This window comes from Psychrobacter sp. 2Y5 (assembly GCF_051847375.1).
Taxonomy (GTDB): domain Bacteria; phylum Pseudomonadota; class Gammaproteobacteria; order Pseudomonadales; family Moraxellaceae; genus Psychrobacter.
This window is the reverse complement of sequence record NZ_JBPYDA010000004.1, coordinates 141,896-165,261: the sequence shown is the minus strand read 5'-3', so window position 1 is coordinate 165,261 and position 23,366 is coordinate 141,896. Positions and strand designations below refer to the sequence as shown.

The 23,366-nt window shown below is 45.9% G+C and carries 23 protein-coding genes and 1 tRNA gene; 17 read left to right on the top strand and 7 right to left on the bottom strand.

The window, feature by feature from the left end; all coding sequences use genetic code 11:
- Window positions 1–77: 77 nt before the first annotated feature.
- From ACS8E3_RS05835 to tpiA, 3 genes are all read right to left on the bottom strand, one after another.
- Window positions 78–162: transfer RNA gene (locus tag ACS8E3_RS05835), tRNA-Leu, on the bottom strand.
- 178 nt (window positions 163–340) lie between these two features.
- Window positions 341–652 (bottom strand): preprotein translocase subunit SecG, encoded by a 312-nt coding sequence (gene secG / locus ACS8E3_RS05830; RefSeq protein WP_025645453.1) that lies wholly within the window; start codon window positions 650–652, stop codon window positions 341–343.
- Between the two features lie 220 nt (window positions 653–872).
- Window positions 873–1,670 (bottom strand): triose-phosphate isomerase, encoded by a 798-nt coding sequence (gene tpiA, locus ACS8E3_RS05825; protein WP_439242194.1) that lies wholly within the window; start codon window positions 1,668–1,670, stop codon window positions 873–875.
- A gap of 403 nt (window positions 1,671–2,073) precedes the next feature.
- On the opposite strand from tpiA, the gene pilB reads away from it, so the two are divergent.
- The 4 genes from pilB to coaE all read left to right on the top strand — a co-directional run bounded on the left by pilB (window position 2,074) and on the right by coaE (window position 7,031).
- Window positions 2,074–3,786 (top strand): type IV-A pilus assembly ATPase PilB, encoded by a 1,713-nt coding sequence (pilB, locus tag ACS8E3_RS05820; RefSeq protein WP_439242192.1) that lies wholly within the window; start codon window positions 2,074–2,076, stop codon window positions 3,784–3,786.
- Between the two features lie 235 nt (window positions 3,787–4,021).
- Window positions 4,022–5,245 (top strand): type II secretion system F family protein, encoded by a 1,224-nt coding sequence (locus ACS8E3_RS05815; protein ID WP_439242190.1) that lies wholly within the window; start codon window positions 4,022–4,024, stop codon window positions 5,243–5,245.
- Between the two features lie 40 nt (window positions 5,246–5,285).
- Window positions 5,286–6,185: a prepilin peptidase gene (locus ACS8E3_RS05810; protein WP_439242188.1), complete on the top strand. Its 900-nt coding sequence runs from the start codon at window positions 5,286–5,288 to the stop codon at window positions 6,183–6,185.
- 153 nt (window positions 6,186–6,338) lie between these two features.
- A complete protein-coding gene (coaE, locus tag ACS8E3_RS05805; protein WP_439242404.1) occupies window positions 6,339–7,031 on the top strand; it encodes a dephospho-CoA kinase in 693 nt (230 codons plus the stop codon).
- Here coaE and rlmB read toward each other — a convergent pair.
- Both rlmB and ppnP read right to left on the bottom strand, forming a co-directional pair.
- Window positions 7,024–7,779: a 23S rRNA (guanosine(2251)-2'-O)-methyltransferase RlmB gene (rlmB, locus tag ACS8E3_RS05800; protein ID WP_439242186.1), complete on the bottom strand. Its 756-nt coding sequence runs from the start codon at window positions 7,777–7,779 to the stop codon at window positions 7,024–7,026. The genes coaE and rlmB overlap by 8 nt on opposite strands.
- Window positions 7,780–8,052: 273 nt before the next feature.
- Window positions 8,053–8,388, bottom strand: coding sequence for a pyrimidine/purine nucleoside phosphorylase (gene ppnP / locus ACS8E3_RS05795; protein ID WP_025645440.1), 336 nt, complete (start codon window positions 8,386–8,388; stop codon window positions 8,053–8,055).
- Window positions 8,389–9,058: 670 nt separating this feature from the next.
- Between ppnP and recN the strand changes: the two genes are divergently transcribed.
- The 10 genes from recN (at window position 9,059) to ACS8E3_RS05745 (ending at window position 17,218) form a co-directional block, all read left to right on the top strand.
- A complete protein-coding gene (recN, locus tag ACS8E3_RS05790; RefSeq protein ID WP_439242183.1) occupies window positions 9,059–10,738 on the top strand; it encodes a DNA repair protein RecN in 1,680 nt (559 codons plus the stop codon).
- Window positions 10,739–10,839: 101 nt separating this feature from the next.
- Complete coding sequence (locus ACS8E3_RS05785; RefSeq protein ID WP_439242181.1) at window positions 10,840–11,403, top strand: YqgE/AlgH family protein; 564 nt, start codon at window positions 10,840–10,842, stop codon at window positions 11,401–11,403.
- Window positions 11,404–11,472: 69 nt separating this feature from the next.
- Entirely contained in the window at window positions 11,473–12,033 is a 561-nt protein-coding gene (gene ruvX / locus ACS8E3_RS05780) for a Holliday junction resolvase RuvX (RefSeq protein ID WP_439242179.1), read from the top strand.
- A gap of 39 nt (window positions 12,034–12,072) precedes the next feature.
- Window positions 12,073–12,540 (top strand): hypothetical protein, encoded by a 468-nt coding sequence (locus ACS8E3_RS05775; RefSeq protein ID WP_439242177.1) that lies wholly within the window; start codon window positions 12,073–12,075, stop codon window positions 12,538–12,540.
- An 84-nt stretch (window positions 12,541–12,624) separates the two neighbouring features.
- Window positions 12,625–12,957: a sulfurtransferase TusA gene (tusA, locus tag ACS8E3_RS05770; RefSeq protein WP_439242174.1), complete on the top strand. Its 333-nt coding sequence runs from the start codon at window positions 12,625–12,627 to the stop codon at window positions 12,955–12,957.
- 96 nt (window positions 12,958–13,053) lie between these two features.
- Entirely contained in the window at window positions 13,054–14,277 is a 1,224-nt protein-coding gene (locus ACS8E3_RS05765) for a methyltransferase (protein WP_439242172.1), read from the top strand.
- Between the two features lie 24 nt (window positions 14,278–14,301).
- Entirely contained in the window at window positions 14,302–15,240 is a 939-nt protein-coding gene (xerD, locus tag ACS8E3_RS05760) for a site-specific tyrosine recombinase XerD (protein ID WP_439242170.1), read from the top strand.
- Between the two features lie 175 nt (window positions 15,241–15,415).
- Window positions 15,416–15,754 (top strand): DUF3817 domain-containing protein, encoded by a 339-nt coding sequence (locus ACS8E3_RS05755; RefSeq protein WP_439242168.1) that lies wholly within the window; start codon window positions 15,416–15,418, stop codon window positions 15,752–15,754.
- A 286-nt stretch (window positions 15,755–16,040) separates the two neighbouring features.
- On the top strand, window positions 16,041–16,475 hold the full coding sequence (locus tag ACS8E3_RS05750; RefSeq protein WP_439242166.1) for an MgtC/SapB family protein: 435 nt from the start codon (window positions 16,041–16,043) through the stop codon (window positions 16,473–16,475).
- A gap of 134 nt (window positions 16,476–16,609) precedes the next feature.
- Window positions 16,610–17,218 (top strand): class I SAM-dependent methyltransferase, encoded by a 609-nt coding sequence (locus ACS8E3_RS05745; RefSeq protein ID WP_439242164.1) that lies wholly within the window; start codon window positions 16,610–16,612, stop codon window positions 17,216–17,218.
- A gap of 93 nt (window positions 17,219–17,311) precedes the next feature.
- Here ACS8E3_RS05745 and lptG read toward each other — a convergent pair whose 3' ends face one another.
- Together lptG and ACS8E3_RS05735 are read right to left on the bottom strand one after the other, a co-directional pair.
- Complete coding sequence (gene lptG / locus ACS8E3_RS05740; protein ID WP_439242162.1) at window positions 17,312–18,535, bottom strand: LPS export ABC transporter permease LptG; 1,224 nt, start codon at window positions 18,533–18,535, stop codon at window positions 17,312–17,314.
- A complete protein-coding gene (locus ACS8E3_RS05735; protein ID WP_439242160.1) occupies window positions 18,535–19,818 on the bottom strand; it encodes an LPS export ABC transporter permease LptF in 1,284 nt (427 codons plus the stop codon). The genes lptG and ACS8E3_RS05735 overlap by 1 nt, the downstream gene beginning before the upstream one ends.
- A gap of 546 nt (window positions 19,819–20,364) precedes the next feature.
- On the opposite strand from ACS8E3_RS05735, the gene ACS8E3_RS05730 reads away from it, so the two are divergent.
- From ACS8E3_RS05730 to ACS8E3_RS05720, 3 genes are all read left to right on the top strand, one after another.
- Window positions 20,365–20,976 carry a cysteine hydrolase family protein gene (locus ACS8E3_RS05730; protein ID WP_439242158.1) on the top strand — a complete coding sequence of 204 codons (612 nt, stop codon included), beginning with the start codon at window positions 20,365–20,367 and terminating at the stop codon, window positions 20,974–20,976.
- Between the two features lie 220 nt (window positions 20,977–21,196).
- Window positions 21,197–22,825, top strand: coding sequence for a leucyl aminopeptidase (locus tag ACS8E3_RS05725; RefSeq protein WP_439242156.1), 1,629 nt, complete (start codon window positions 21,197–21,199; stop codon window positions 22,823–22,825).
- A gap of 45 nt (window positions 22,826–22,870) precedes the next feature.
- Window positions 22,871–23,347, top strand: a complete 477-nt coding sequence (locus ACS8E3_RS05720; protein WP_439242154.1) for a DNA polymerase III subunit chi — start codon at window positions 22,871–22,873, stop codon at window positions 23,345–23,347.
- The last annotated feature ends 19 nt before the right edge of the window (window positions 23,348–23,366 follow it).

Here is a 23,366-nt window from a genome sequence, read left to right as displayed (position 1 = left end):
CTAAAATAAACTTTAAATTAAAAATTGCTATAACGACACTGCTATAACTAAATTAAACTACAAACTGCTCATTCAATTGGTGCGATTGGGGGGACTTGAACCCCCACAGCTTGCGCCACCACCCCCTCAAGATGGCGTGTCTACCAATTCCACCACAATCGCTTATCGCCAACCGTCTACTGGTATTATCAACGGTTATCGTTTACTGCTTTAACCTTACGGCTTATTTTATAATAAGCGCCATGCTTGAGGTCAGCACCACTAAGATAAAACATCATAAAAACAGGCAAGCATTGTAAAACTAACCCTTACAAATAGCAAGGGGTGCTCGTAAAAATAACTACTGCTGAGGATTTTGCGTTAACGGACGCGGGGTTTGTGGCGCTGAAACTGGCGCATCTAAACGAAACTGATCTTCCGCTTGTTCGCGCGCATGGACAGCTAGTACCATACTTGTAATAAAAAATATTACCGTCAGCACCGCCGTAGCACGGGTCAAAAAGTTAGCCGTTCCTGCTGCGCCAAAAACCGTTCCAGAAGAGCCGGCACCGAAAGAAGCTCCAGCATCAGCCCCTTTGCCATGCTGTATCAAGATCAAGCCAATCATGGCGATAGCCACGATAATATGCAGGGCTAGTATAAAAGTAAACATGGTGTCCTCTTCTGCCGCATAATGACGACTGATAAAATTACAAAGGCTATAAAACAAAGACTTTAAATAAGGCGCATTGTACACGATTACAAGGGCGGTGTTAAACCCACTTTCAACAACTGGCAAGGCTTTTTGATATAAGTCAAGCTACGCCCGCTAGTATATCGCCGATTTCTGGTACTGTTTTTTTAGTATTATTTTAACTTTCAGCTTTTAGCCTCTAACCTTTAGCGTGAGTAAAAGCGTCGGCAATCGCCAAAAAGCTATCGGCCTTTAATGAGGCGCCGCCTACTAACGCGCCGTCTATCATAGCGCTTGCGGCAAAACTATCAGCGTTATCAGCATTGACACTACCGCCATATAGCACAGTAATCTTTGGTAGTTCTGGCGCGAAACTAGCGATTTGTTGTTTGATATGCTGATGAGTAGCGCTGACTTCGCTCACCGTAGGCACTTTGCCAGTGCCAATCGCCCAAACGGGTTCATAAGCGATAATCAAACGCTTGGCTAATTCTTGCGGCTGGACAGAGTCCGTTTGTAGCAAGCTTTTGAGAACCATTAACTGCTCATCGAGTACCTTAGTGGTTTGCTTAGCGTCATACTCTTCTTGAGTTTCACCGATGCAGAGCACCACCCCAAGGCCTTGAGCAAAAGCGCAGTTCAGTTTGGCTAGTAAGCTATCATTAGACTCATGATGATACTGACGACGCTCAGAATGCCCCAACAGCGTCCAGTTAGCACCAGCATCCGCGACCTGCTGCGCCGAGCAATCACCCGTATAAGCACCAGTACTGCTACTATGAGCACTGACGTCTTGAGCGCTCACTTGGATGGAGGCGTTTTGCAAGCGCGCGCTGACTGCAGCAAGGTGGACGCAGCTTGGCGCCACCATTAGCTGACAGGACTGATGATCGGTATTGTTGTCTTGAGACGCCGATAATAAATTATCTAGTAACGTATTGACGTCCTTGATTGTTGCCGGATTTTGTTTCCAATTGCCAATTACCCAAGCTTGCATAACTTGTCCACCTTGTGTCATCTGTCATTGCCAATATGGCTATTATGGGCGCCAGTATAACAAATATTTGGCAAGTGCTATAGTAGCAGCCAACTTCGAGTACAAGGCTCTTGTCAGCTATTCTACTAGAGTCCATTTGCCGCTATATCGCTGGTATAAGGATTTGACTCTATAAAGAGCTACAATATACTTCATATTCTTTAGCGTCTTAAACAGTTCTGTTTTTTATAGTATTTTTGCATATAATTAGGACAAGTTAATGAGTGCTCATGCATCAAAATTTTCAGCAGAGTCTCAAAATTTCAAAAATGCGTGCTATTAAATAAATACCATCAAAGAATCAATAGCCGAAATCGTTTATATTGGTTGTCATTTTTGGCAGCTGCCACATCAAGGAGGGGTTATGTCTACCGCTGTCAGTAAGTTTGGTAGTCTTGCGCAACAACTAATCAGTGAAGGCGTGGTTAGCGAAGCGAATATGCAAACGGCGCAAACCGAAGCGCAGCAACAGCAAGTGGGGCTTGTGCCTTATTTAGTAGAGCATAAAATGGCTAATGCTTATGAGCTTGCCAAGCTACTGTCAGAGTCATTTGCTGATCCTTTATTTGATTTAAACACTCTAGATGAAGACATCGTGCCAAAAGATTTGGTTGATGAGAACATCGTGCGTAAGTTCAACGCCTTACCTATCTTCAAACGTGGACAGCAGCTATTTGTCGCGCTAAGCGATCCGACCCGCATCGACGCTATTGACGCTATTGCTTTCAACTCTCGCCTGTCAGTCGCCACCGTGATTGTAGAAGAGGATAAACTCAAGCAGCGTATCGACAGAACCTACGCCGATACTATGCAGAGCTTTAGCGGTTTTGCAGATAGCGATCTCAACGTTGATTTTGAAGATAGCGGCGAGGAAGAGGATGGTGAGACTCAGCTCAATACTAGTGTCGATGAAGCGCCAGTGGTCAAATTCATCAATAAGATGCTCGTCGATGCCATCCGTATGGGCGCATCCGATCTGCATTTTGAGCCTTATGAGAAGAGCTATAGAGTGCGCTTTCGGGTCGACGGGGTCATGCAGAAAATGGCCAATCCGCCGGTACAGCTTGCCAGTAAAATCGCTGCGCGCCTAAAGGTTATGTCACAAATGGACATTTCTGAGCGCCGTGTGCCACAAGATGGTCGTATCAAGCTGAAAATCTCCAAAAATAAAGCCATCGATTTTCGGGTAAACTCACTGCCGACACTGTTTGGCGAGAAGATTGTGCTACGTATTTTAGACCCTTCCTCAGCGATGATGGGTATCGAGGCGCTAGGTTATGAGCCAGATCAGAAGGAGATGTTTTTAGAAGCGCTAAATAAACCGCAAGGCATGATACTGATTACCGGTCCGACGGGGTCAGGTAAAACGGTATCGCTATATACAGGTATTAATATCCTTAATACCGGTGAGACCAACATTTCAACCGCTGAAGATCCAGTCGAGATTAACCTTGAAGGTATCAATCAGGTCAACGTCAATCAAAAGGTCGGTCTTACTTTTGCCAACGCCCTGAAGTCATTTTTGCGTCAAGATCCTGACATCGTTATGGTTGGTGAGATTCGAGACTTAGAAACGGCTGAAATCGCCATCAAAGCGGCGCAAACAGGTCACTTAGTACTCTCCACCTTGCATACCAACTCCGCCCCTGAGACTTTAACGCGCCTAAAAAACATGGGCGTAGCTTCATTCAACATCGCCACTTCGGTCAACTTAGTCATCGCGCAGCGATTAGCGCGGCGCTTATGTCAAAGCTGCAAAAAGCCTATCGAAATTCCGCGTCAGAGTCTGCTGGAGATTGGCTTTACCGATAATGATTTGGACAATCCAAATCATATTATTTATGAGGCAGTCGGCTGTAATGAGTGCCGCGAGGGCTACAGGGGTCGCGTCGGTATTTATGAGGTTATGAAAGTGAATCAAGAGATCTCGCGCATTATTATGGAGGATGGCAACGCTATCGATATTAAGGATGCCGCGCTTAGAAGTGGCTTTCGTGACTTGCGGCGCTCCGGTATTATGAAAGTACTACAGGGCACAACCACCATTCAAGAAATGCTGCGTGTTACTTCTGAATAAAAACGCACCTGTTAGTCAAAGACTAAGCCGATCTTGTAGGTCGATAGCAAAATAAAATGAGTACTCACTATGATGGTCATTTTATTATAAAATAGGACTTGGTCTTGCTAACTTTATGCCTTTAAACGATAGTGATAGCTTGCAAAAATTGCTAGCTATTCAAGCGAATAGATTGTCGATAGTCAACTTGCATGACTTAGACTGCCCCAGTCGGATGGATTTTTAGGAGAGACAGATGGCAAAAGCTAAAACGGATATGCTGTTAGATTTCGTCTATGACGGGGTTAATCGCCGTGGACAAAAAGTTAAAGGCGAGACTACCAGTCGTAGCTTGGAGCTAGCAAAAGCGACTTTACGCAAGCAAGGCATTGTGGTCAAAGGCATTAAGAAGAAGCCAAAAGCTTTATTCACTTTTAAAAAAGCCATCAAGCCTATCGATATTGCTATCTTTTCGCGGCAGCTAGCGACGATGATTAAGGCCGGTATCCCTTTAACGCAGTCATTTGAGATTGTCGCCGATTCGCTAGATAACCCGAGTATGAAAGACTTGGTGTTATCGATTAAAGCCGATATCGAAGCAGGTGGCACTTTTGCTGCTGCCTTGCGTAAACATCCCCGCTACTTTGATGATCTGTTTTGCTCGCTCGTAGAATCTGGCGAGCAATCAGGGGCGCTTGAGACTATGCTTGAGCGCGTCGCTACCTATAAAGAAAAAAGCGAAATACTCAAATCAAAAATCAAAAAAGCGATGAAATATCCGATAGCGGTTATTGTAGTGGCCGTGATTGTGACGATGATTTTGCTGATCAAAGTGGTGCCGGTATTCTCAGATCTGTTTAGCTCTTTTGGCGCAGAACTTCCTGCATTTACACAAATGGTAGTCAGCATGTCCGAATGGATGCAGTCTTGGTGGTTTATATTAATTGTCATCATTGGTGCCGCTATCGTTGGATTTTCTGAAGCGAAGAAAAGATCGAAAAAATTCCGCGACTTTTTAGATCGTTTGACCTTAAAACTGCCTATCTTTGGTAACATTGCCTATCAAGCGATTATCGCCCGTTTCTCTCGTACCCTATCGACGACTTTCGCCGCCGGTGTGCCGCTAATCGATGCTTTAGACTCAACCGCTGGTGCGACTAATAACGTGGTGTACTATAATGCCACTCAGCAAATCAAAAACGACGTGTCAACCGGTCAGCAGCTGCAGTTTTCGATGCGCTCAACCAACTTATTCCCTAGTATGGCGATTCAGATGGTCGGTATTGGTGAGGAATCTGGAAGCTTGGAGGAGATGCTCGATAAAGTGGCCAGTCATTACGAGAGTGAGGTGGATAATGCCGTCGATGGCCTCACAAGTCTGATGGAGCCGCTAATTATGGCTGTGCTCGGTGTATTAGTGGGTGGCCTCGTCATTGCTATGTATTTACCGATTTTCCAGATGGGTTCTGTGGTAGGTTAAAAACCGTCACGCAACAGCAATCCCTTAAAGGCCAGTGTTAATGCAATTGCTAGAGTTATTACAAAATAATATGAGCGTCGCGCTCATAGTGTTTGGGCTATTAGGCCTATGTATGGGCAGTTTTTTGAATGTCGTTATACACCGTATGCCGCTGATGATGTTTTATTCTTGGCGACAAGAGTGCAGTGAGTTTATGTCGCAGCAATCAGATATCACGCCTGAGCATTCGACGGTTTTGGCCCAAACAGTGGCAAACGATACACCTATCACCCTAAGTCATCCCGCGTCGCGTTGTCCGCACTGCGCTCATAAAATCAGGTGGTATGAGAACATACCTTTAATCAGCTGGCTGGCGCTGCGCGGTCGCTGCTCTGCGTGCAAAGCGAATATTGGCGTGCGTTATCCCTTAGTTGAGCTAGTCACTGCTCTGTTATCAGTGTTAGTAATTTATCATTTTGGGGTGACGGCTGTTGGTCTATCCGCGCTGATATTGGTTTGGACGCTGATTGCGCTGACAGGGATAGACTTCGATACGCAATTATTGCCCGATAGGCTAACCTTTCCCTTAGCAGGATTGGGACTAGCGGTAAACTCGCAAGGCTGGTTTGTAAGTCCTACGCAAGCGATTTGGGGCTTATTGCTTGGGTTTTTATCGCTGTGGATAGTGGTCAAAGTCTTTTACCTTATTACCAAAAAGCAGGGTATGGGTCAAGGCGACTTTAAGCTGCTCGCGGTACTTGGTGCTTGGCTTGGGCCAATGATGCTACCTTTGATTATTCTGTTGTCCTCCTTATTAGGTTCTATCGTTGGTATCATCTTGATGAAAAAACAGGGCGAAAGTAAGCCGTTTGCTTTTGGACCTTATATTGCTATTGCTGGCATTATTGCTTTGTTATACGGAGCAGACATCGTTAATTGGTATTTAGGCATGTACGCCTGATAGCGTGCGCTAGGCTTACAATACAGTAAAGCAATATCTACAACCTTATGCGTTATAACCGTTAAGATTATACTCTAATCGTACTATTGCTCGGATATCGTCCTCGATGATGTCCGCTCTTTTCTATTCGCTAAATAAGCTACTCTTATGACTATCACTGACCGCTCCTCCTCGCCATCTTATACTCATGATTCCGCTGCTGGTCCGCAGACTATGAAAAAGTATAAAAACAGTAAACTAGTCGTCGGTTTAACCGGTGGTATAGGCAGTGGTAAATCCGCGACTAGCGATTGGTTCGCAGCAAAAGGCATAGATATCATCGACGCCGATGTCATCGCTCACGAGGTCGTCGCTAAAGGGAGCGCTACTCTACGTAAGATTCAAAAGAAATTTGGTGATTGGGCCATTAACGGACAAGGTGAGATGGATCGCGCGGCTGTGCGAACGCATGTCTTTACTTATCCTGAAGCGCTCATGGAGCTTGAAGCGATTACCCATCCGGCAATCAGAGAGGCGGCAAAAGAGCAGCTGGCGGCTAGTACTTCTGAGTATATTATCCTATCAGCGCCGCTACTGATAGAAGCCGCTGAAGCAGGTCTGGCTAATCTATGCCAACGCATTTTAGTCGTTGATGCGAGCGAGAGTACGCAGCTTGAGCGGGCGAGCTTAAGAGACGCGCAAAGTGTGCCAAAAATTAAGGCGATTATGGCCAATCAGCTCAGCCGTGAAGAGCGCAATAGTCACGCTGATGACGTCATTGTTAATGATGGTGATATCGCTGCCCTACATTTGCAACTTGAGCCCCTGCACCAAACCTATCTCGCCCTTGCCCAGCAGTTTAAGTAGTGCGCTGCCGATTAATCTCGTATAGCGCCATACCAGTCGCCACGCTGACATTCAGGCTTTGCAAATTACCATGCGCATTGCCTGACATAGGGATATAGACCAGCTCGTCACAGCTCTCAAGCGTCAGCCTACGCATCCCTTCTCCTTCAGAGCCCATAATCAGCGCTGTCTTGCCGGTCATATCCGCTTCATGTATCGGTTTTGCAGTCTCATCTAGCGCTGTGCCAAAGACAAAAACGCCAGCACTCTTAATCTGAGCAAGCATACGCGCCAAATTAGTCACACTGATAATCGGCATCATCTCAGCGGCGCCAACGGAAACCTTAGCTACGGTTGGGGTTAAGCTTGCAGCATGATGCTTAGGACAAACCACCGCATCAACGCCCATCGCTACCGCAGTACGCAAACAAGCACCAAAGTTATGAGCGTCGGTGATTTGATCGAGCACCAATAACAAGCAGTCCTCCTGCGCTATTACTTTATCTAGCACAGCTTCATCAGCAAAAGCCAACGGCCTTGCATGCAGGACGACACCTTGATGCTGCGGGCTGCCACACAATTGCGTGAGCTTATCTTTTTGGGTCGGCTGAATACTGACGCCATTATCTTGAGCGCTTGTCATGATAGCGGCAACATGGCTGTCGCTTTCACGGCCCTGCTGCACGAATAGACTTAGCGCATCAAGCGGACGATGCTCGAGTAAAGCATCGATAGCATGAATGCCATAAAAATAGTTGGGTTTTGCCATAATTGAACCTATTGAATATTATCACTGATAAATGAGCTTGGCTCTCAAGCGCTTAGTCGCATTCTTCGCTAACCACCAAAATTAAAAAAAAGACAGATAAAACCTTACTGATTTTATATGTCTCTTTTTATATACTGGTTTTTTACGTACTCATTTTTATATACTGAAAGCTAGCCACTGAGCTGATCACTGAACTTGTTCACCGGACAAAGCTAATTGAACCTCATTCTACACCTTGTCCCCTTCAATGACTCTGAATACCTATAAAAGCCCTTATCCTTCTAAATGGCAAACATATTGCACGATCTCTTCAGTACGCAAATTAAAGCTACTATTGCCTTCTACCACAAAAGACTGACCGGCGCGGTAGTAACTAAAGTCTTCATCGCCATTGATTTTGACTTCACACTCGCCGCTGATGATTTCGATACGCTCAGAAGTATTAGTGCTAAAGTGGTACTGCTCGACGCTGCTGTCGCAGGGTAGGATAACCCCTAAGGTCTTATGTTGACCACTCTCGAACATGATAGTGTGACTAGAACAGCGCCCATCATAGGATATTGTGGCCTGAGCATTGACGGTTACATTGGTAAACTTTGCCGCTGACATAGGGGCTTCCTTATCAAATAATTATTGCTAAACTAAAAAATAAGTGCTTCATCAAAATATCAATAGACTGACGATGACTACTGCCTGCTTTCACTTAGTCGCTAAGGCAACGAGCAGAGCCTAACCATACTGCTAAAAGGCAATACCAAGCTAAATAGGGATAAAGTGACAGGGCTCAATAACAAGGCACCGAAGTGCTCAGTCTTGCCGTTCTTATAGCTTAATAACTGTGGTTCGGTATGACTATTAATAAAGTGTACGTTTGTATTTTGATGAGATTATGCTACCACATTATTTCTATAAAGTTTGTTAAAGCAGCAATGAAATCTTGTTAATTTATTCAAGCCCTTGTCCTTTGTAGAGTAACAGCTTGCGACTGCACAGACACCGTTCCAATATTATCCTTAGAAACAGAAAAGTCAGTCGTCATCGCTAGAGTATTGTAAAATAAGTAAAAATTATTATAGTGGCTTATTAGGCCGTGCAACTGGTTATAAATACCAGCTTACACAAAATTGTATCTATTTGCTGATATCGGCTTATATTCCCCTATAATAATGCTCTTTGTCATCAAAAATAAATACTGCGTTTTTATCCTTCTTAAGAGGCGCGATTTATGATAAAAGCCGCAATTTGCGATCTTTCCTATTGTCTACTATGAGAGGCTTTGATGCTGATATCATTAACCTTGTACCAGTTTGCGCTAATCGCTGAGCATGAGCTGAGCGTGGCCGAGGGCTTCAATGTCATCACTGGCGAAACTGGTGCTGGTAAATCCCTGCTGCTCGATGCGCTATCCTTATGTATAGGCGAGCGCGCTGATAGTGCTATGGTGCGTCATGGAGCCGCACATGCTGATATCTACGCGCAGTTCGATGTGACTCATAATAGCCTCGTTAGCGACTGGTTCGCGGATAACGAGCGTGAATTGGCTGAGCCTGAAGTGCTCATTCGTCGCCAGCTGAGTAATAGTGGTCGCTCAAAAGCTTGGCTCAATGGTGCGCCCGTGAGCTTAGCAGAACTCAAAAGCCTAGGCGTTTTATTGGTCAACATTCATAGCCAGCACGCCCAGCAAGCCCTATTAAAACCACAGTTCGTGGTGCAGTGGTTAGATGCAATGGCACAAACCATGTCACTCGCTGAACAAACCGCTACCAGCTATCAGCACTATCAGCAGCTCAAGCGCCGCGCTGATGAGATCGCTAGCCGCGCCGCCCAGCGTCAAGATCGCATCCAACTATTGCAAAGCCAGTTGGCGGATATCGCGCCCCTGCTAGCCATAGACTATAGCGAGATCGAAGCCGAGCACGAAGAGCTATCAAATATCGAAGCGCTGATGACAGAAGCCAGTCACGGTCTGCATTTGCTTGATAATGATAGCGATGAGCCCGATGTCATGACCTTGCTTGGTCAAGCGATTAAGCTGTGCGACAATCAGCTCGGCGTCAGTCAGACTTTTGAGCAAGCCTCTGAGCAGCTGCATCTAGCGCAGCAGCAAATTACGGAAGTGACCGCCCTGCTCTCAGACTATGCTGAGCAGCAATTGCCTGATCCTGAGCGCTTGCAAACTTTGGATAGTTTAATCAGCCTCGGTCATCGTCTGTCTCGTAAACACAGCTTGCCTGCCAGTGACTTAATCGATGAAGCTAATGACTGGCAACAGCAATTAGAGCAGTTAGAAAACGAGCCGACAAGCGACGCTTTAGCCGCGCAAATTGCAGAAGCTTGGCAAGAGTATCTCACTAGTGCTAAAAATCTACACAAAGCGCGTGCCAAAGCCGCACCTAATATCTGCGCGCAATTAGTGGCACAGCTGCAGCCTTTAGCGCTGCCTAATGCGCGCTGCGAATTTGTGTTTACTAAAAAGATAACTGAATCCGCTTACAACGCGCAGGGTTGCTACGATATTGAGCTACTCTTTAGCGCTAACGTCGGTATGCCGATGCAGCCACTACATAAGATTGCCTCTGGTGGCGAGCTGTCGCGGATGGCGCTAGTGATGCAAGTGCTGCAAGCGACCAGTAGTGATAATAATGCTGCCAAGCCGATGCTGGTTTTTGATGAGGTCGATGTCGGTATCAGCGGCGGTACCGCGCAAGTGGTCGGCGAGTTACTACGTAGCCTAGGGCAGACTCAGCAGCTACTTGCCATCACCCATCAAGCGCAAGTAGCGGCGCAAGCGCACCAGCATATCTTAGTACAAAAGCATCATCACGAGCAGACCCAAAGCGAGCTGGTGATCTTGACCGGTAGTGCGCAAGTCGATGAGCTGGCGAGAATGTCAGGCGGGGTGACGATTACTGAGGTCACGCGCGATCATGCGCGTAGCTTGTTGACTGACGTTAAGTAACCCCTTTGATTTGGTCTAGCGTTTGCCTCAAAACGCTTGTTGATTTTCGCGTTAACATCGCCATATAGTAGTGTCTACCCTTTTATGTTGTCCTTGTATCTATGTCTACTGCAAATTTGACTCATCACTTTTTGATTGCGGCACCTGAGCTGCCAGACCCGAGGTTTGAGCAGGCGCTGATCTATATCTGTCGCCATGATAAGCATGGGGCACTTGGGCTGATGGTCAATCGTCCGCTAGAAAAAGCCAATGTGGGCAAGCTTCTAGAAGACTTAAACATCGAAGTCACCGATCCACAAGTGATGGAAGACCTAGCGCTTGAGGGCGGACCTATGTATCCTGAGGTTGGCTTTGTGCTGCATACTGGTCAGCCGCAGTGGGCGTCCTCCTTCGCTATCTCTGAGAATGTCTGTATTACCACTAGCCAAGATGTGCTCAAGCGTATCGCTGTCGGTCAAGGCGTCGGTCATTATCAGCTGTGTTTAGGGCATGCCAGCTGGGGCAAAAAACAGTTAGAAGATGAGCTCAATAATGGCGACTGGCTCGTCTGCCCTGCCGATCTTACTATCTTATTTGATGCGCCATTCGATGCGCGTTGGCAGTTGGCGGCTGACAAACTCGGGGTAAACTTTGATTATTTGAGTAGTGATATTGGTCATGCTTGATAAGTTAAAAATGCTTGATAGTGATAATTAATGATAGAAAAACGCTCTTATTAGGGTAGATAGCTTATTATGGTAGATAGTATCTCAGTCACAAAAAACAAATCTTTGTGTATAGATGTGGCAAACACTGATGACAGCAATTCCCTTGCAGCTTTAGAGGTGCAACCAAAAGAACATCTGATTTTGAGCTTAGATTATGGTGTAAAAAAGATGGGCATGGCGCTAGGCAATAGCATTACTGAAACCGCGCGCGCCTTCGATATCTTAGCCATGAATAACGGTCAGCCGGATTGGGATAATCTCATAGGTATCATCAAGACTTGGGGCGTCACCCAAGTTATCGTTGGTCTGCCACTGAATATGGATGGTAGTCGCTCGATGCTCTCTCGCCGTGCGCATAAGTTCGCTCGCCGCTTGGCACACAGATTGATGGAACAACACATGCCCGTCGTGGTGAGTCTGTGCGATGAGCGCCTAACGTCGGTAGAAGCACGCGCTACAGCATGGGAGAACGGCTGGATCGACGACGAGCGCGACGCTATCGATGACATCTCGGCTTGTATTTTGCTCTCGACTTATTTTGCCGATCCTAGCAGTGCGATGGCTATCGATAGCATCAAACCCGATTAACAGACGCCCTTTTACCCTGATGGAAAACCAACTGATCTTATGAGCATTGAGTCAAATCAAACCAATACCTATGGCATACCGCCGCTAGCTATCGCCCGTATCAAAGGCGCGCAACAGGCCAATAAAATCGCCATTTATATGATTTACGCGGCGCTAGTCGCTTTTGTGGTCTTTGGTACTATTGCTAGTATCAAAGTTTTTCATGATAATCAGCTCTTGTATCGCTTGTTTTATAATTTGCCGTTTATTTTAGTGGCTTTGACGATTCCCATAACCCTTTATGATGCCTTTATCATCTATCGCTATCGCCTTAGTCAATCGTCAATGGTGATTATGACTATTGGTGTTTCAACGATTATCTTGCTAGGCGGCTTATTATTCGCTGATACCGCTTGGTTAGGACTGGCCTCTTGGCTTGGGGTGGCATTTTTATTTAGAGTGAGTTTTAAGCGTTTCTTTGATTTCCTGCAAGCTGAAAAAGAAACCGAAACGCTTGAGCAAAGCTAATTTTGACTTTAAAAACATCTCAAAACCTTCTATACAGTAGATAGCTAAAATCGCCTTTAAACTCTTCATTACTAAAAAATTACTATGACAACTTCTACTACGCCTACGCCCATCAATCATCACCTCGATACTCAAGGACTGATATGCCCTGAGCCGGTCATGATGCTGCACCGCATGATACGTAAAGCCGATAGCGGTGATGTCATCGAAATACTCGCCACTGATCCGGCTACGACGCGCGATATTCCTAATTTCTGTCGTCATCTTGGCCATGAGTTTTTGAGCCAAGAAACCTTAGCTGAAGACGTCAACTTAGAGGTAGATCCTGATGAAATCACTATCGATAGCGACAGCGACAGCGATGCACCAACTAACGCGACGCTATATCGCTACTTAGTAAAGAAAAAAAGTGCTTAGAGCGCTTAGTTAAGATAAGTCGAAGTCATAAACCCTATCAAATGCGCAAAACTGGGGTCGTTTAAAAATATCATTCACTAGCAAAAGGTAAATCATGTGTTGCTAACCGCAAAAGAACATATTGAGTGGTACGAGAACGACACCTTGCAGCAAGCTCTTTGGCTATCTGCTAGCGATCATGCTGCGCCTGCGCGGATAGTCATCGTCGATGACAAAACCACTGCCGATGACGCTTATCGATTAGCCTGCGCCGGTACTTCTATGCTCTATCGCGGCGACTTTTATAACGCGCGACAATTACTGCAAGCCATCACTCGTCGCATTGAGCGTACTGAGAAAAACTCTACTAAACGCAAGTCAAAAAAAGCTGCAAATCAGTCTACCAAGGATGCAGAGGGTGCGATTGAGTCCGCATCTAAACACCTACCTAACCTCTTTCATCAGCAGCGCCAAACCACCGCTCAGCGCTCACGTATCCTAAGTCGCTTACTACTAGAGCTAGATGCTGATTATGTCAGCTCACTACGCCGTGCTCCTGACATCAGTGCCGCTTGCTTAGCAGCTTTTGGGCCACTGGATAAACAGATAGATAAAAAGGATGAGTCGTGTGTACTGTCATTTCGTGACTTGCAAGGTGCATTAGGAGCAGCAGGCTGGCGCGAAAAAGGCGTACCGATTAAAGAGCTAGGCTTATCCATTTATCCGCACTACGCGGTGTTTGCGCCGACTCGTCATGAGTATGTGCAGCTATTGCTAGATGCGCCATTGCCTACCGTTCATGATATTGCTTATGACATCGGTACCGGCACAGGCTTATTGGCGATTGTCTTAGCAAAGCGCGGGATAAAACAGATCATCGCGACGGATTTAAATCCGCGCGCGCTAACGTGTGCTCAAGACAACTTTGAGCATCAAGGACTGGCTAACGTGCAGTTACAGCAAGCCGATCTGTTCCCTCTAGAGGTACCGCCTGCGAATATAATCGTCTGCAATCCACCTTGGCTGCCTGCCAAACCAACCTCAACGCTTGAATACGCAGTTTACGATGCCAATAGTGCGATGCTGCGTGGCGTTTTGCAGGGTGCAAAGCAACATTTGAGCGATCAAGGAGAGGTTTGGTTGATACTGTCGGACTTAGCTGAACACTTGCAACTGCGTAGTCGTGAAGAACTATTAGGGTGGATTGCCGATGCTGGACTAACGGTAAAATATCGCCTCGACACGCAGCCCAAGCACGGTCGTAGTCAAAATGAAGCCGATCCATTATATGTGGCAAGAAGTAGCGAGATTACTTCGCTATGGTGTTTGCAAAGTATTTAGTATTTTATCATTGAGTACCCGATTATGAGCCGCGACCGTGCCGTCCAACAGCGTCAGCCCAAAGCGCTCGCCGTCGATGACGAGCCGGCCTATTTGACTGAGTTTCGTCAAGCCATGCTCGCACGCGGCCTAGCAACGCGTACGCGCAACGCTTACGTGCGCGATTTGCGAAGCTGTGAGTTGACCCATCATAAAGCGCTGACGCAATGGCAAAGCGATGAGGTGCTGCACTGTTTATCACAACTCACTGCCGAGGGCAAAACCCCGCGCACGCAAGCACGTATGCTCTCAAGCTTACGCCAGTTCTACTTATGGATGATCGCCAGTAATCTGCGTGAAGATAATCCTTGCGAGCGGATCAAAAGTCCAAAGTTAGGTCGTCCTCTACCTAAAGACTTAGCGGAAGCCGATGTCGATAACCTGCTTGCCGCGCCCGACACCAGCACGGCACTCGGTCTGCGTGACAAGGCGATGCTCGAAGTGCTATATGCTTGCGGTCTGCGTGTCAGTGAGCTGATCAACCTAGCACTTGAGCAAGTCAATCTAAACGCCGGATGGCTACAAATCACCGGAAAAGGTAATAAAACGCGTCTCGTACCTTTAGGAGAATACGCGGCAGACGCCTTAGAGGATTATCTCAGTCATGGTCGCGGCGAGCTAGTTGCGCATCTGAAATCTGGCAATTGCCAAGCGGTGTTTTTGACGGCGCAAGGTGGCTATATGACGCGGCAAAACTTTTGGTACTTACTGAAAAAATACGCCAAAGTCGCCAGTATCGATAAACAACTCTCTCCGCATACCTTACGCCATGCCTTTGCCACTCATTTGCTCAATCATGGCGCGGACCTTCGTAGCGTGCAGTTGTTATTAGGGCATAGTGATTTGTCCACCACCCAGATTTATACCCATGTGGCAACGGCGAGATTGCAGAAACTGCATGCGGAGCATCATCCGCGTGGTTAAGAGCCGTTAAAACGAGGCACTGCTTCGTTAGACTCGCAAGAGAAAATCCCTTAAAGAGAATTTTTTGTATAGGATTTAGTCACCCACCTTTCTGATAAATCTATTCTTAAACTCGACAGATTACGCTGCCACTAATCTCCTTACGCGACTCAAATTATTTTAAAAGGAACATAAAGTGTTACAAGCGCAACCATCGACCCTACCTGTACTAACAGAGGGTCAAAACTCTGTCCTCAAAAAGCTAACCCTTATAGGTTACTTAGAAGGCACGTCTTTTTTATTGCTACTAGGCATCGCCATGCCGCTAAAATACATGCTTGGCATTCCTGAAGCGGTGAAATATATCGGAATGGCGCATGGCGTATTATTTATCGCTTATATCTTGATGCTGCTGTTTGCTGCTAGCAAAATAAGAATGCCGCTTTGGGCATTGCCTGTTGGTGTGCTCGGCTCGTTTTTACCTTTTGGTCCGTTTATATTTGATCATTTATTAAAAAAGCATTTGAGAGGATAAGAGGATAAATCGTAGGGTAGACTAGTTTTGTCAAGCTTTCAAAGAAAGTACAGTCAAGACGTGACCCGACTTTATGGATTATATTAACTCTAGATTCGGTGGGTTACGCTGTCGCTAACCTACACGATTAGCACTAGCTTATTGCAAATATAAGCAAAGGAAGCGTTCCCCTCCCTGCATGATTTCTAACTATCTCTAACCATCCATAACTGAAAACAGACACCGTTGCCGCTACACTTTATAATAAGATCTGGATAGTGTGACACTTCGGAATAGGGGGTAAGTTATGTTTGGCTTCGATATTGATATGGATTTGATGAAATATCACTTCTTTCAATTAGGCATCGCTTTTATTTTATCCTTACCCATCGCGCTCAATCGGGAGATGAAAGACAGCGGCGCAGGCCTGCGCACCTTTCCTTTAGTCACTGTAGCCTCTTGTGCCTTTATGCTCGTCGGCCGCGACATATACTCAGAAGGCGATGCCGAGGCACGTATCATGTATGGCATTATCACCGGTATGGGCTTTATCGGTGGTGGCGCTATTTTTAAAAGTAGCGGTAGCGTCAAGGGGACAGCAACGGCGGCAGGACTGTGGAACACAGGCGCTATCGGTATTTCGGTGGCGTATAGTCGTTATGAGATTGCCATTATTTTATCGGTCGTAAGCTTTTTAATCTTGCAGTTCTCTGAGCCGTTTAAGTCCAATAAGCAAAAATAAAGCACGCGCTGAGCAATCGGCGCTGAAATTTACCGTCGTTGCCGTTACAATACTCGTCATAATGCGTGCCTCAAATCGTGAGCCATATGCTCATATCGCACCGCCCTTTTTTATCACTCTAAATTGAGAATACTATGAACCATCAACCCCCTGCAGAGTTATTAGAAAAAGCCAAACACTGGCGCGAAGATATACATTTTACGGATGACGTGCTAGGACAGCCTTTTGATTTTGCCACAACTTGGGGCATATTTTCGCCGCAAAAGCTCGATGATGGCAGCTTGATGCTTCTCGATTATGTGGATTTTCAGGCCAATGATGATTCGATAGATTTAGGCTGCGGCTATGGCGTGCTCGGTATGACAGCAGCGCGAGAATGTCCGAATGGTCAGCATACGCTGATTGATAAGGACTTTATGGCGGTAGAATATGCGCGCCGTAATTGCCAAAAAAACGGTCTGAATAACGTCGATGTGCACTTGTCTAACGGCTTTAATCAAGTCGCCAAAGATAAAGATTTTAGCCTAGTGATGTCAAACTTGCCTGCCAAAGTTGGCAAAGAGCAGCATTATCTGTACTTCCTCGACGCTTATGCGCGCATGCGCCAGGGCGGACGTTTTTATGTAGTGACGATCAATGGCTTGCGCCAATTTATGAAGCGCTCGTTTACCGAGGTGTTCGGTAATAGCGATAAGGTCAAGCAAGGCAAGACTTATACTATTACTATGGCAGTTAAAGAATAGGGTCTGTTGAGAAAAACAAACAGCGCTCAGCAAAATCCCGCTAAAACGATTCAGTCTTAGCGGGATTTTTGTTTGGATCAATCACCTAGCCGGCTACATTTGTCGTTTTAGTAAATAGCCACCGAGCACTGCACTAGCAATAACCGGCAATAGCACCATTAAAAATGGCGAAAAGCCTGTGGCTAACGACACAAACCCAACTAAGTCTTGAATATAGCTAAACAGTAGCCCGAATAGTAAAGCCACGACAATACGCAGGCCTAAACTGTGCGTGCGTAGCGAGCCAAAAACAAAAGAGCACGCGACTATCACCAGCGATAATATCGACAGCGGTGATAGTAATTTTTGCCAAAACGCCAGCTCGTGAGTCAATGACCGCTTACCTTGCTGCTGCATAAACTGACGATGCTGATATAGCTGGGTCAATGACAAATCTTCGGGATCGCGGGTCAACAGGTACACCGATTCAGGCGCAAACGGTAGGCTTAAAGTATCCGTAGTAGCGAGCTGTTGACTGCTTTGAAAGCCTTGATTGATTGTTAGCCTCGTGATGTTATTGAGCTGCCAGTCATAGCGATACTGCTCGTCTTTATTATCGCTCGTACGCCCAATTAGCTGACGCCCCGTATACTGGCCACCCTCAGCACGGATAGCAGTTTGTAGGTTGCCATTCTCATCCAAATGCCAACGCTTGACCTCACCGATATTGCCTTGTACATCCGCATAATCAATATAGAGGATATCACTGCCATTTTTTTGTAGCGTTGTCTGATCGTCTGTGTCTTTTGCGCTGCTAAAGCTTGGCTGCATGGTCCAGTAGCCGCGCACTGAGGTAATCAGAGCGCTACTGTCGTCATCATTGATCTCATCAGCCAGTTGGTTACTAGTAGGTAATACAAACTGGTTAATAAACAGCGCTAAGATGACGAATAATAAAGCGGGCTGTAGCACCCAACCGACGATACGATAAACGCTGACGCCAGAGGCGCGCATGACTACCAGCTCGCTGTTATTAGCCAGTAGCCCGAGGCCAACCACAGCACCAAGTAGCGCTCCAGTAGGAACGAACTGCTCCAAGAAGTAAGGCGAGCGATAAAAGATATATTTGAGCGCCTCGCCCATCGTATAGCTATCACTGAGCGAATCAAGCTCAGACAAGTAAGAAAATAGTACCTGCAGGCCCCACAGTCCAAGTACCGCAGCGATAATCGCTAGCAAGGCGTTGAGCTTGACGTAACGGCTTAGCACTTTTAGCTGACTGGGCGGCTTTGCCAATGATAAACCTTTACTTTTAGCTGCAAACAGTGAGGAGCGCATTATAATGGTCCTGTATTTGAGTCATTTAAAGGGTCTAAATCGTTGTGCTTTTCTTCGCTCAACCGAAAGCGCAGTCGATGCTGAATGCGGTTACCCCAATTCATATAAAGCGCTAAAACCATAAACCCTACTATTAACCAAGCATAAGACCAGACGCTTACACTACCTTTAGCAACGGCGTTTTTCAGCGAGATGATACCGAGCGCACAACTAACAAATAATAAGATAGCCGGAAATAATCGTAGCCAGCGCCCTTGCCGTGGGCGCACTTGCGCTAGCGGTACGGCAAGCATAGGCGCGATAATCATCAGCCAAGGCAGTGCAAAGCGGTAGCCAAGCTCCCCTTGAGCCGCGAGCCTTGCCTCAGAGTTACGCATCGCCATACTCCCCGTTGCCGCTTGCCATAGCGGTACGATCGCTTGCGTTTCGATATTATCCTCGGTCACCACCTCTTCTTTGGACTCAGTCAAGGTAATGCGGTAGCGATCAAAGCCGATCTGATTATATTTTAGACTACCAGCACCGACTTCATAACGCCGCCCCTGAAATAGATCTAATTGGGTGACCCCGCCTGCACCGTTCTCTACTTGTTCAGCGCGCCGAGCCAAGGTAATAGTGTCTTTACTCGCAACTTGATTGGCACTCGCGATGAGCTCTTTTGGTAAATCTTCAACAGGCAAGCGCTCGACTAGCTCATTCTCGTCAGCTGTCTGATTCGGCATACTTTGAGCGACATTATTAGCGGGCTTGGTCGATCGTTTTTTCGGTTCCGTTTGGATCAGTACCACATCCTGCAGCTGAGTTTTATCATCGCTCAGACTCCCCACATACAGATGATAATTCCCGCTACTAATAAACTCCTTAGGGCGGATCAAATCAAAAGCACTAGTCAAAGCTTGCTGCTGCCAAATCGTCTCTGAAGAGCGTACTCCCCAAGGTTTACCGACTATAGACAGAGCAGCCTCTCCCACAAACAACGCTAAAATCAGCGGCGTTATCAGCCGAGCTAGCTTCCCGCGTGAGACGCCGCTAGCATTAATAACCGCCATTTCTTGATCCACATATAATCTGCCAAAAACGAGCATCAAGCCTATAAAGAACGCCAAAGGTAAAATAAGCTCTAAAAAATAAGGCAAGTTATAGCCAATAATGGTGAATAATAAGCTGATATCTAAGTTGCCTTCAGCGGCAATCCCGAAATAACGTATCAAACGACCACCGAGCATCATCACCACCAAAAACCCCAATACCAAAGCGGTCGTTGAGGCAACTTGACGGGTCATGTAGCGGCGTAATATCACAATAAGGACTCTTAGATAAGGGTTGTCGTTCGCTAGGGTATGTTTTTACATATCCCTATCGTGCAAACTCATAAGCGATTTTTGGTATTTGGATAAATGGGGCAAAGCGAGTATAAGCGTCAAACGTAACTGCTAATGCTAGCATGTTTTTATAAAAAATGACGGTGAAAAGTGTGTAAACCCCTTCTCGGTTTTATTGTTACTACACTTTAATAACCTTTCATAAAAGGTCTAATAGTTAATGCTTAACGAGTTAGCAACTCATTTATTAAAGCACTATCACTGCACTAACTTATCTGTCTTATTTTGTGTTTTATTTGCCATCGAGTGTTTGTCATTGGTATCACACCCTAAATAAGGCCGCAATTACTTGTTAGAATCTAAGCACTTGTTAGAATTTAAGCGCGTAAATTGGCTACTATTTACTATTACTTTATATTAAAGCAAAACAGTAGTAAGCAGCTATTTAAAAAACTCAAAATATAATTTCGAAATATAATTTCAAAAATTTCACTGATGGAGAATACGATGTCTACTCATAACTTAAGTCCTGCTACCTTGCTCGAGCTTGGCGGCGGTAAGTTTGGCACCCTTGACTGGTCTAACTGCGCTATCGTCTTTATCGATTTTCAGAATGAATATGTCAACGGCGCTATGCCTTTAGGTGAGCTAGGAGCCGCAGCGACCAACAAGGCGCGATTACTACTCGATAAAGCTCGCCAACAAAACATCCCGCTCTTTCATATCGCCCAGCATGGCGAAGATAACGGCCCCATCTTTGATCCACTATCTGCTAAGGTCGCTATCGTCGATGAGCTAAAACCGCTCGATAATGAAAAGCTTATTAGTAAAAAACATCCCAATGCTTTTTATGATACCAATTTAGGTGAGCTACTCAAAGCCACTAGCAAAAAACAGCTCGTTTTTGTGGGCTTTATGAGTCACATGTGCGTCAGCTCTAGCGTCAGAGCTGCTTTTGACTTAGGCTTTGAGAACTTCGTCTTTCATGATGCCTGTGCCACTCGCGACTTACCTGATGCCAATGGAGAGACGATCAAGGCAGCAGTGGTGCATAATAATGCTATGGCGGCTTTGCAAGACAGCTTCGCCACTTTACTATCGACTGATACTATCAATTAGTGATGATGCTATTGATTAGTGCTCTTAAATCGTTAACTGGCAAAGCCAAAGTAGATAGCTATAGACAGCGAACAACATTCCCTAACGCTTAAGGAACAGTTAGCGTCTCCTCTATATGCTAAACTATAATACAAGCTCAAGTAGGTCTTTGGGTTTCCTGATCGACTTGCCCTATTCACTCATAATTCCAATCCCATAACTCTAATAAGGACACGACTCTATGAATATTAAGTTAACCGCACAACTCCCAAAAACTCATACTCAAAAAATACTAAAAAAAGAAGCCAAAGATAAAGACTCGAGCTGCTTAGTCGTCTTAGTCGATAATAACAAAAACATCTTAGCAAGCGACTCATTAACAGCTTATCAAGAGCGTATCGAGCAGTTGATGGCAGTCTCGCATTTCAGTGGTAAGGCCTGTGAAACGGTTGCTGATTATGCCTTAGCTGGTGATAAAAAAACCACCAAAGCCAATCCACTACAGCTACTACTAGTAGGTGTCGGCAGCCTCGACAAACTCAGTCATAGCGTCCTACAAAAAATCGCTAAGACCATTTATCAATCGACGCAAAAACGCGTTTCTTCCTTGACCATTGCTCTCGGCGATACCTTACAAGAAAATGAATTTAGCCAATTTACCCTTAATCTGTTAGCGGCGACTTATCGTTTTGATAAATACAAATCAGAGAAAACAACTCCAGTATTAACCGATATCTATTTGCTTGCCGATGATAGCTTGCAGCCTGCTCTCGACTTCGCGCATTCGGTGTTTGTCGGTCAAAGCTTAACTCGCGATGTCGCAAACGAGCCTGGTAATATCTGCTTCCCGGCCTACATGGCAGAGCAAGCGCAGGAGCTTGGCAAAAAATACTCTGATATCCTAAAAGTCACTGTATTAGGTGAAGAAGAGATGTCAGCGCTCGGTATGGAGTGCTTCTTAGCGGTCTCTAGAGGCTCAGCTCGCGAGGGCAAGCTAGTCATTATGGAGTATCAAGGTAAGTCGAAATTTACCGCCAACCATAAAGCCACTTATAGCGATAACGCTAGCACCACTGCAAAGGCTGGTCTAAAAGCGATTGCAGATAAGCTACCTTTAAAAGCCAATACTAAAAAAAGCGCTAACAATGATGCGCCTATTGTCTTAGTCGGTAAAGGCGTCACCTTTGACTCAGGCGGTATCTCTATCAAGCCAGGCGCGGCGATGGATGAGATGAAATTCGATATGGGCGGCTCAGCTTCGGTCCTTGGTACTATCCAAGCGCTGTGCGAAGCGCGTCTACCTATCAACGTCGTCGGCGCTCTCGCTTGTGCAGAAAACATGCCATCAGGAGAAGCTACGCGTCCTGGTGATATCGTAAAAGCAATGAATGGTAAATCGGTTGAGATTCTCAATACTGACGCTGAAGGCCGCTTAGTGTTAGCCGATACTTTATGCTATATCCAGCGCTATAACCCAAAAGCGGTTATCGATGTGGCGACTTTGACCGGAGCTTGTGTCGTCGCTCTTGGTCATGTACGCTCAGCGGTGTTTAGTAATGATGAAGACGTACTGTTCGAGCTTGAGAACGCTAGCGCTCAATCTGGCGATCTTATCTGGCATATGCCGCTAGATGATGAGTATCAGTCATTGCTTGACTCGCCTATTGCCGACATGCAAAATATCGGTGGTAAAGGTGCCGGCGCGGTTACTGCTGCTTGCTTCTTATCACGCTTCGTGGAAGAAGGCCAAGCGTGGGCGCATTTAGATATTGCTGGTACAGCATGGAACTCTGGTAAAGAAAAAGCCGCTACCGGCCGTCCAGTACCTCTGTTTATGCAGTATCTCAAGAACAGCGTCGATATGGCATAAACAGTGCTGTATCATCGGACATTTAATAAGGCTTAAGTACAAAAAATGTCAAAACTAACCGTTAGTTTTTATGTATTAAGCGAGAGTAAAGCCCAAGATTTCTTGGGCTTTATTTGTCAGCTGACCCAAACCGCTTTAAATAAGAGTACGCAGTCGCTTGTTATCCTTGCTGATAACGAGCTTTTGCTCAGCGAGCTTGATGAAGCGTTATGGGCCAATGATGCGGCTAGTTTTATTCCGCATCAACGACTAAGCGCTGCTGATAGTGAGACAACGGCTAGTACTGCTGTTAATTCTACAGCGCCTGTTCTATTAGCATCACAGCTGCCGCCAGACTTTAGCGGTATCGTTATCAATACGACTCCCCGCCCTCTAACTGATTATATCCCGTCAACGAGCAACGCTCTGCCTAATCGACTGCTAGAGATTATCTTACCCGATGACGATAGCGTCGCCCAAGGTCGCCATAAGTATAAACATTACCAACAGCTCGATTATGAGTTGACGCATTTTAAAGTTTGATATATCGATTGTTTGTTAA

Coding starts and splice junctions, on each gene's coding strand:
- secG (WP_025645453.1), bottom strand. CDS start 652: ATGTTTACTTTTATACTAGCCCTGCATATTATCGTGGCTATCGCCATG.
- tpiA (WP_439242194.1), bottom strand. CDS start 1,670: ATGCAAGCTTGGGTAATTGGCAATTGGAAACAAAATCCGGCAACAATC.
- pilB (WP_439242192.1), top strand. CDS start 2,074: ATGTCTACCGCTGTCAGTAAGTTTGGTAGTCTTGCGCAACAACTAATC.
- ACS8E3_RS05815 (WP_439242190.1), top strand. CDS start 4,022: ATGGCAAAAGCTAAAACGGATATGCTGTTAGATTTCGTCTATGACGGG.
- ACS8E3_RS05810 (WP_439242188.1), top strand. CDS start 5,286: ATGCAATTGCTAGAGTTATTACAAAATAATATGAGCGTCGCGCTCATA.
- rlmB (WP_439242186.1), bottom strand. CDS start 7,779: ATGGCAAAACCCAACTATTTTTATGGCATTCATGCTATCGATGCTTTA.
- ppnP (WP_025645440.1), bottom strand. CDS start 8,388: ATGTCAGCGGCAAAGTTTACCAATGTAACCGTCAATGCTCAGGCCACA.
- recN (WP_439242183.1), top strand. CDS start 9,059: ATGCTGATATCATTAACCTTGTACCAGTTTGCGCTAATCGCTGAGCAT.
- ACS8E3_RS05785 (WP_439242181.1), top strand. CDS start 10,840: ATGTCTACTGCAAATTTGACTCATCACTTTTTGATTGCGGCACCTGAG.
- ruvX (WP_439242179.1), top strand. CDS start 11,473: ATGGTAGATAGTATCTCAGTCACAAAAAACAAATCTTTGTGTATAGAT.
- ACS8E3_RS05775 (WP_439242177.1), top strand. CDS start 12,073: ATGAGCATTGAGTCAAATCAAACCAATACCTATGGCATACCGCCGCTA.
- tusA (WP_439242174.1), top strand. CDS start 12,625: ATGACAACTTCTACTACGCCTACGCCCATCAATCATCACCTCGATACT.
- xerD (WP_439242170.1), top strand. CDS start 14,302: ATGAGCCGCGACCGTGCCGTCCAACAGCGTCAGCCCAAAGCGCTCGCC.
- ACS8E3_RS05750 (WP_439242166.1), top strand. CDS start 16,041: ATGTTTGGCTTCGATATTGATATGGATTTGATGAAATATCACTTCTTT.
- ACS8E3_RS05745 (WP_439242164.1), top strand. CDS start 16,610: ATGAACCATCAACCCCCTGCAGAGTTATTAGAAAAAGCCAAACACTGG.
- lptG (WP_439242162.1), bottom strand. CDS start 18,535: ATGCGCTCCTCACTGTTTGCAGCTAAAAGTAAAGGTTTATCATTGGCA.
- ACS8E3_RS05735 (WP_439242160.1), bottom strand. CDS start 19,818: ATGACCCGTCAAGTTGCCTCAACGACCGCTTTGGTATTGGGGTTTTTG.
- ACS8E3_RS05730 (WP_439242158.1), top strand. CDS start 20,365: ATGTCTACTCATAACTTAAGTCCTGCTACCTTGCTCGAGCTTGGCGGC.
- ACS8E3_RS05725 (WP_439242156.1), top strand. CDS start 21,197: ATGAATATTAAGTTAACCGCACAACTCCCAAAAACTCATACTCAAAAA.
- ACS8E3_RS05720 (WP_439242154.1), top strand. CDS start 22,871: ATGTCAAAACTAACCGTTAGTTTTTATGTATTAAGCGAGAGTAAAGCC.